Genomic DNA, 6,890 nt, shown 5'->3' with positions numbered 1-6,890 from the left:
CGCGCTGGTCATGTGCCAGCGCACATCACCGTCAGGCGCCCGCACACGGTATTCGCATTGCCAGGGGCGCAAGTCACGTACCGCACGGCGCACGGTGCGGCGCACCATGGGCAAGTCTTCGTCCACCACATTGCGCTCCAGCGCCTGGAAATCGTGCTGCACCAGTTGGCCGGACACCCCCATCAGATCGTTCACCGCCTCGCTTACATACGGCAGGCTGGGGCTGCCGTCCGGGTGGATACGGCACTGGTAGATGAACCCGGGGATGCTGCTGGCAATGCTTTTGATGAAGTCGAGCTGGTCGCGCAAGCGCTCTGCAAAGCGATGCTCTTCGGTGACATCCAGCACCACCCCCATCTCCACCAGCACCCCACCCTGCTGTGCCGGGCGGCTCACGCGAGAGCGCATCCAGCGCACCTGCCCGTCCGGTCGGCGCCAGCGGTATTCGACGTCGTCGCCATTCCCGGCGGCCTGCGCCGATGCAAACACATGACGGTCTTCAGGCAAGATTCCGCTCATGGCGCGCTCTGGACTGATCCATTCCTGGCGGTCAAACCCGGCAATGTCACACAGCCCGGGGGACCAGAGTAATACCGTCTCACCTTCGTCCCAGATACGACGCCAGTAACCCGTGCGCGCCATGCTTTCCATGGTGCCAAAAACTTCGGTCTGCTCGTCCAGTTCGCGGCGGGTTTCCTGCAACGTCTCTTCCGTTCCCGCCAGGGAAATGCGCAGCAGCTCGGCCTCTGAAACATCCTGCACCGTCACCAAAACACTGCCAATGCCCGTGGCGTGTGCATGGACCTTCCAAGCCAGCACCAACCGTCCCTGGTCGCGCAACACATGGCGACAATCCAGCGGCTCGCCCGTGCGCGCCACCGCATAAAGCTGCTCCAGCAAATGTGCTTCCGCCAATAGAACAAAAACCGTGGCTGCCGACACCCCGGGCGTGCGCACGGAACGTAGCCCATGAAGGCGGCGTGCAGCTGCATTCGCGGAAAAAAGCCGCAACTCTGTACCCTGCAAATGAAATCCCAGCAAGGCCACAGGAACCGCATCCAGCATGGACTGCAGGCTGGTCTGCACCGCCAGCATCGCTGTGGCGTCTGTGGGCAGGCTGGGCGGGTCTGGCCGTACTGACGGGGTGACGTTCACGCAGGAACCTCTCGCAAAAAACACATGCCGCAACAGCGCTACATACCGCGCCTGCGACCCATGCAAACCATCGTATGACAAAACGTAACAAAATGCGCCGCACCCGTAACGACATACGGGTAAACGCGTACCACCACCAACGGTGGAATTGCAGCATATCTCTCTACGGACGCAAAGCCTTCATAGAAGGCCTCATTTTGATGCATGCCAATGAAATACCAGCCGATGGAATCTAGTGAGGACGACCCCAAGGTCCATGGTCGATAGTGCGCGCACTCTCAGCAAGACCGCCTTCTGCGGTGTGGCCTCCTAAAATGCACACCTCGACCAGAACACCGCCGCCCGGCAGACACGCTCCCACACCATGCAAGAACCCGTGCCCCACGGCGCCCAGCAACGCCCTCTGCTCTCCGTCAGCGAACGCGCTGCCATTGACCGGGGCCGCTGGTTTGCCTCGCTTTCTCCCTCGCTGCGGCACGACATCTTTCGCCTGGGCACCGTCACGCGCTATTCCCATGGCGAGATGATCGTGGAGCAGGGCGAACTGGCGCAGCACTGGTTTGCCTGCGCCAGTGGCGCCATCCGCTTTCGCCGCACTTCCCCTGCGGGAAGGCAGGTGACCCTGGCCTATGTGGAGCCGGGTATCTGGGTCGGCGAAGCCGAAGTGCTGCACCGCGGCCCTAACACCTACGACGCCCATGCCCACGGAAGCACCACCCTCCTGGGCGTGGCCGAGACCGTGTTCCGGCAACTCCTGCACGAGCATGCCGAATTCGGCGAAGCGCTACTGACCTTGCAGGCCCGGCGCATGCGCTTTCTCTACTGGATGATGGAAGACATGGCCACGCTGCCGCTGCGAGCCCGGCTGGCCAAGCAACTGCTGCACTTCATGCGCCGGTTTGGCCCGCGCACCCCCCAACCTGCGGGCGAGATGCCCGTCGGCATCTCCCTGGTGCAGGACGAAATGGCCCAGTTGCTGGGCTGCTCACGTCAGCGCGTCAACGTCGAACTCAAAGCCATGGAACGCGACGGCGTGATCCGCATGGCCCAGCGCGGGATCACCATCCTGGACCTGGCGCAACTCGAAGCCCTGGCGAAACAGGAAAACCAGGCCTGAGCCAACCCTGCATGACCGACGAACACAAGGCCGCCCTGCCTACCGGGCTTGAAAACCACACCCCCATGATGCAGCATCATTCATGCAACATAGCATCCATGCGGGTTTCAGCCTGATTTTTTGTTTTTTGTCGGCATCTTGACGGCGCCTTTTCACCCCTGTTAGACCCACTTCCGCGCCCTGCTTCACACCCTGTTCTCCAATGAGGAAAGGGGCTCTTTGGATCGCGTTTTCGACCCCTGATTGGCACCCTCGAAAGTCCGCCAAAAACGCGGCTTTGACACCCTGAGTAACCAGCGAATCCCAGCCCTCCAAGCACTGCAAAACAACACAAGCACTACGGGTGTTGGCCGATGCATTTCAGTTGAGATGCGACGCCTGCGGCTCGACGCAACGACCCCTGTTCAGTCCCGCAGCGTCTGCACAAGCGGACCCAAGACGGCCTGACCAACCACTGCCGCGCCCGGCCCCTCTCCAATCAACGCCGCAAGGCGGCGCTCATCAAGGCGGCCCGCCTCTAGGTCCTCACGCACCTGCGCGGCGAGCGCGCCCTTGGCAAGAGCCAGCGTCGCATTCGCCATAGGCGATAGCCCGTTGGTTGAGCTCGGATCGTGGGCAGTCATCGCGTCGATCATCGACCCTAGCGTGGGGAGCACCTCAGTCGGAAGCCTCGGCTTGAAATTTTGAAGCACCCACTTGGCAAGGTTCAACACGCGCTGCGCCTGCCCGTCGATCAAGCGATTGACGAGCTGCTCGCCTTCTAACTCCGACAGCCCCGAATAGGCAGCGAGCTCGGCATGCATCTTGGCTGCGGCCTTGCCCAAGGAATGGGCTTCGATCTTGCTTATTAAATCCGTGAACACGGACTCTTGACTCCCGCTCGATATCGCAGCGGCCAAGCCCGCAATGGGTTGGGTCGGCACGGCCACTCGCGCGATGGCCGTGGATGTCTCGACCTTCTTGATGTCGTTGGGCGGATGGGCCGCCATTGGGTCGATATCAATCGTCATGGTCTTGGTCTCCACGCCAGCGCTTGCCATCCCAAAGCACATGCCGAAGTGAATGGAAGAGAACAGTGAGAAGCGTCCGAAGATTTGTCCGTCCGCCCCATCGACCCCCACCGTCACGCGGTGTCCGAACTCGAAGGCGTTGGGCCTGGCGTCCGGCTGCGGATTGAAGTCCCACCAGACCGGCTGCTGCCCGCCCCAAGGCGCGAGCGCGGCCTCATAGGCTTGACGCGCCGCCTCCAGCTTAGGATCGGTCGGGTCATCCTGCGTGTCGCCACAGCCGCCGCGGATTTGGGCGAGCTTGGCAATGGCCTGCGTGTAGGCGATGAACTGCGCCACGTCGCCAGAGCGTGCCAGTTCTGGAAAGGCTTGGGCCAAGAAGGTTTGCGCCACATACGCCACCGCGCCAAGGCCGCAGAGACCGCCGAATCGGCGCTGATGATGCACGCTGTCGAGGAAGTATGGCCGCTCCTGAGCCTTCTGCAACGGGGCCACATCGATCCCTTTTGCCTTTTGTTCAGCAAGCCACTCCTGTAGCGCCTCCCGATTGGGGAAGGCCATATTCATGAGCACGCCGTTTCCAACTTCCTTTTGGGAAATGACACGCGGAGCCGTGAACGAACTTTCCTTGACTGACAACCTCAACTCTTGACCGGTATGCGCATCCCGCGCAATGACGCTTTTGACATCGTCGGAGTGGTCAGGAACTACGCCCAAATGCGCATTGAAGACATCGAACTGATTCGCCAAGTCCGCGACCAAGCTGGAATAGCCGTTGTCGTGTGTCGTGCAGTAGATGTTTTTATTGGTTCGCCTCCCGCCCAACGCTGCGGGAAATACGTGCTCTCCTGATCCCGAAGGTTGACTGCACACGATGCATGTATTCGCCATTGTTTCCCCCTGGATTTTGTTCGAAGCCCTATTTTCCGGCATTGACGCACAGGGGCTTGGCCGTCCGCCCCTGACCACGGACCGGCTATAAACGACATTCAAGCGAGCCACAGAGCTCTTTGAGAATTAAATCAAGGGGACGTTGATGTTTTTTTATGTGGATGAGAGCGGGCACACGGGTTCGGAGCTGTTCGACGCGGCCCAACCCGTCTTGTATTACGGGGTCATATCGAGCGACGTGAACCTTGACGTGCTGGCGGAGGAGAGACTCGCCCCCTTGCGCAAACGCCTGAGCGTTGACCGACTGCATGCCGCACAGCTTGGGGTCGGCAGGCTTGCCACCATTTCCGAGGAGCTCGTCGCCATCCAAAAGAAATTCTCATTGCGCTTTGACTTGTATCGGGTGAACAAGCCGGACCACGCTGTCATCTGTTTTTTCGACCAAGTCTTCGACCAAGCCATGAATCCGGCCGTCACCTGGACAAGCTATTGGACGCCGCTGCGATACATCCTCCTGCTGAAGCTCGCGTCCTTGTTTGAGGAAGACGACGCCCGGCTCGCATGGTCTGCCCGGACCGACACAAACCGCGCGCGGGCCAACGGAAGGCTAATCGAGGTATGCCAACGAATCGCGGGACGAGTCGATCAGCTTCCAGACGCGCGCTCACGCCAGTTGATCGGCGATGGGCTGACGTGGGCCGCCCAGAACCCTGACGCTATTGGCTACAACGTGGACCACGCGGACGACATCAAGCAGATCAGCCCCAACATCATTGGATTTCAGTTCGTCATGCACGGCATCGCAAAGCGCATCATGCAGCGTGGCAAGCGGGCGTCGAGGATCGTGGTGGACCGGCAGTCCGAGTTCAACAAGGCGCAGAAAACCCTCTCAGAGTTTTTCGCAGCAGCGTCGGGTATTGAAGGCGCGACTGGCCCCGGCATGCCCAAGATCAGCTTCGCGGGGATGCCCAAGACGCCTATCGAATTCGCAGCCGGAACCGACAGCGCCGGGCTCGAGCTTGTCGATGTCTACCTGTGGATTTTCAAGAGGCTCATAGACGGCAAGGATATGGCCCCTGGGCTGATGCCGCTGGTCTATGCCCAACGACATCGCGGAAACACCGACGAGGTGTCCCTGCGAGCCATTGAAACCAGGTGGGAGCAGCACTTTACTCAGATGCCAGAGCTTGAGAACATACCTCAGGAGAAAATCGAAGCCGCGCAAAAAATCATAGCCATTGAAGAGTCACGCCGACAGGCAGCCATCAAGGGGATGATTGCGTCGCGTTGAAAGCACGCGCATCCACAATGCAGCGATACAAAGCGCAATGAAAAAATGTGATGAACTTTGACGATCAATTGCTTGATGCCATATCCGCAACTCGCCAAAGCGCATGGGCTAAAACTGCCGCACCGCTTGCCTGATCGCAGCATCTGCAAGTTCATGATGAATCCATTCGCCATCGTCAGGTTCACAGCGGCATTTTTCGCCGCCACACGGGCTGTCACTTGGCTTCAGCGACCTCTTCGCTGACTGCTTGATCAGGCTCGGCATCGAACACTCCTTCCAAGTATTTTGAATAGTGTTCCTGCAAGTGTTTCAAGGAGGCCCCCTTGTCGGCTTGGTATTCCAGCCGCTCTTGGAAAAACTTCATGCGGCTCCTGTTTTCCGCCAGCACTTGCCCCCAAGTTTTCACATAGATGCAAGCATTGGCCTTTTTATGAATCAAGCCTGATTCATCCAACATGCGGAACTTCGCATGGGGGCCGACATCGTCGCTAATGACCCAAAACACCCAAGACACATTGACGTTGCGAAACCGCTGGTCATCCATGACTGACGCGGCATATCCTTCAATTTGGGATATTTCGTCAGTGTTGACCTTGACCTTCGGCGCTTTCAACTCAACCACCAGATGGGTAATGGAATCCGTGTTGTGCCTCCTCGTCGAGCGCGACAGCATCAGATCGACGATTCCTCGCTCTTGGGACACATGTTTGACTGGATCATTGATGACGATGTCATCGCCCAGAATTTTCTTGTGTGCGCGTAAAACTTCGTTTAGAGACTGATCATCCACAGACAGCATGAAGTCCTCGCCGAACATCCAGCAGTTCTGAGCGACGATGCGGTGCAACTGAGTCCTTTCACGCAATCGCTTCTTGGGCTCTGGATCAAACAGGACCGCCTCGATGCCGGTCAGGAATTTCAACCTATCGGCAACAATTTTGGCCGAGCTGATGATCGATGAGAGCGACACATCGCGAAGCAATTCAGCGAGCTCTTCTTGTTGACGCTTCGGTAGTCGAAGGACTTCATTCAAGATAACCTGAAGCTCCTCTGGGCTCTTTTCGATGGCCTGGCGAAGCATGCGCAATTGAAACGACTTGTTCTGGGGCGGAGAGGTCCCGAAGTCAGGCAAGTTTTTCGCCACGCTGACGGCGACGATCTCGAAAACTTGTCGTTCGACCTCTTCAACGCGGCTCGCAGGATCGCCATCAAAGGGATAAACCTTTTCAGTCTTCCATTCTTCGACGTAGCTCCGGGCTTCCATGGCCGAGCGTTGTCGAAAATAGTCCTTGATCGTCTTTTGAGCCTCATCAATCGCCGCCACAACCGGCGTTTGCATCTCAGCCAAATCAACCGTCCCCTCCTTTTGGGCGACAGTCAGATAAGTGGACTCGAGATAGGCGGAAAACTGAAAATCACCAATGTGAAA

The 6,890-nt window shown here is 58.6% G+C and carries 4 protein-coding genes and 1 pseudogene; 2 read left to right on the top strand and 3 right to left on the bottom strand.

From position 1 onward, the window contains the following. Positions 1-1,155 (bottom strand): PAS domain-containing protein (locus tag Q8O80_RS06485; protein ID WP_305578154.1); only part of this gene is annotated, 1,155 nt, incomplete at its 3' end. 376 nt (positions 1,156-1,531) lie between these two features. On the opposite strand from Q8O80_RS06485, the gene Q8O80_RS06480 reads away from it, so the two are divergent. After that, positions 1,532-2,272, top strand: a complete 741-nt coding sequence (locus tag Q8O80_RS06480) for a Crp/Fnr family transcriptional regulator (RefSeq protein WP_305578152.1) — start codon at positions 1,532-1,534, stop codon at positions 2,270-2,272. A gap of 404 nt (positions 2,273-2,676) precedes the next feature. On the opposite strand, the gene Q8O80_RS06475 is transcribed toward Q8O80_RS06480, so the two are convergent. Continuing rightward, positions 2,677-4,029 (bottom strand): hypothetical protein, encoded by a 1,353-nt coding sequence (locus Q8O80_RS06475; protein ID WP_305578150.1) that lies wholly within the window; start codon positions 4,027-4,029, stop codon positions 2,677-2,679. Positions 4,030-4,315: 286 nt separating this feature from the next. Here Q8O80_RS06475 and Q8O80_RS06470 point away from each other — a divergent pair, with 286 nt between their 5' ends. Then, positions 4,316-5,461 (top strand): DUF3800 domain-containing protein, encoded by a 1,146-nt coding sequence (locus tag Q8O80_RS06470; RefSeq protein WP_305578148.1) that lies wholly within the window; start codon positions 4,316-4,318, stop codon positions 5,459-5,461. 214 nt (positions 5,462-5,675) lie between these two features. On the opposite strand, the pseudogene Q8O80_RS06465 reads toward Q8O80_RS06470, so the two are convergent. After that, positions 5,676-6,890 (bottom strand): annotated as a pseudogene (locus Q8O80_RS06465) (hypothetical protein); the annotation flags it as partial.

It is taken from the genome of Devosia sp. (assembly GCF_030689745.1).
Taxonomy (GTDB): Bacteria; Pseudomonadota; Alphaproteobacteria; order Rhizobiales; family Devosiaceae; genus Devosia; species Devosia alba.
Note: the sequence above shows the minus strand (reverse complement) of the source record. Positions and strands in the feature narration are given on the sequence as shown.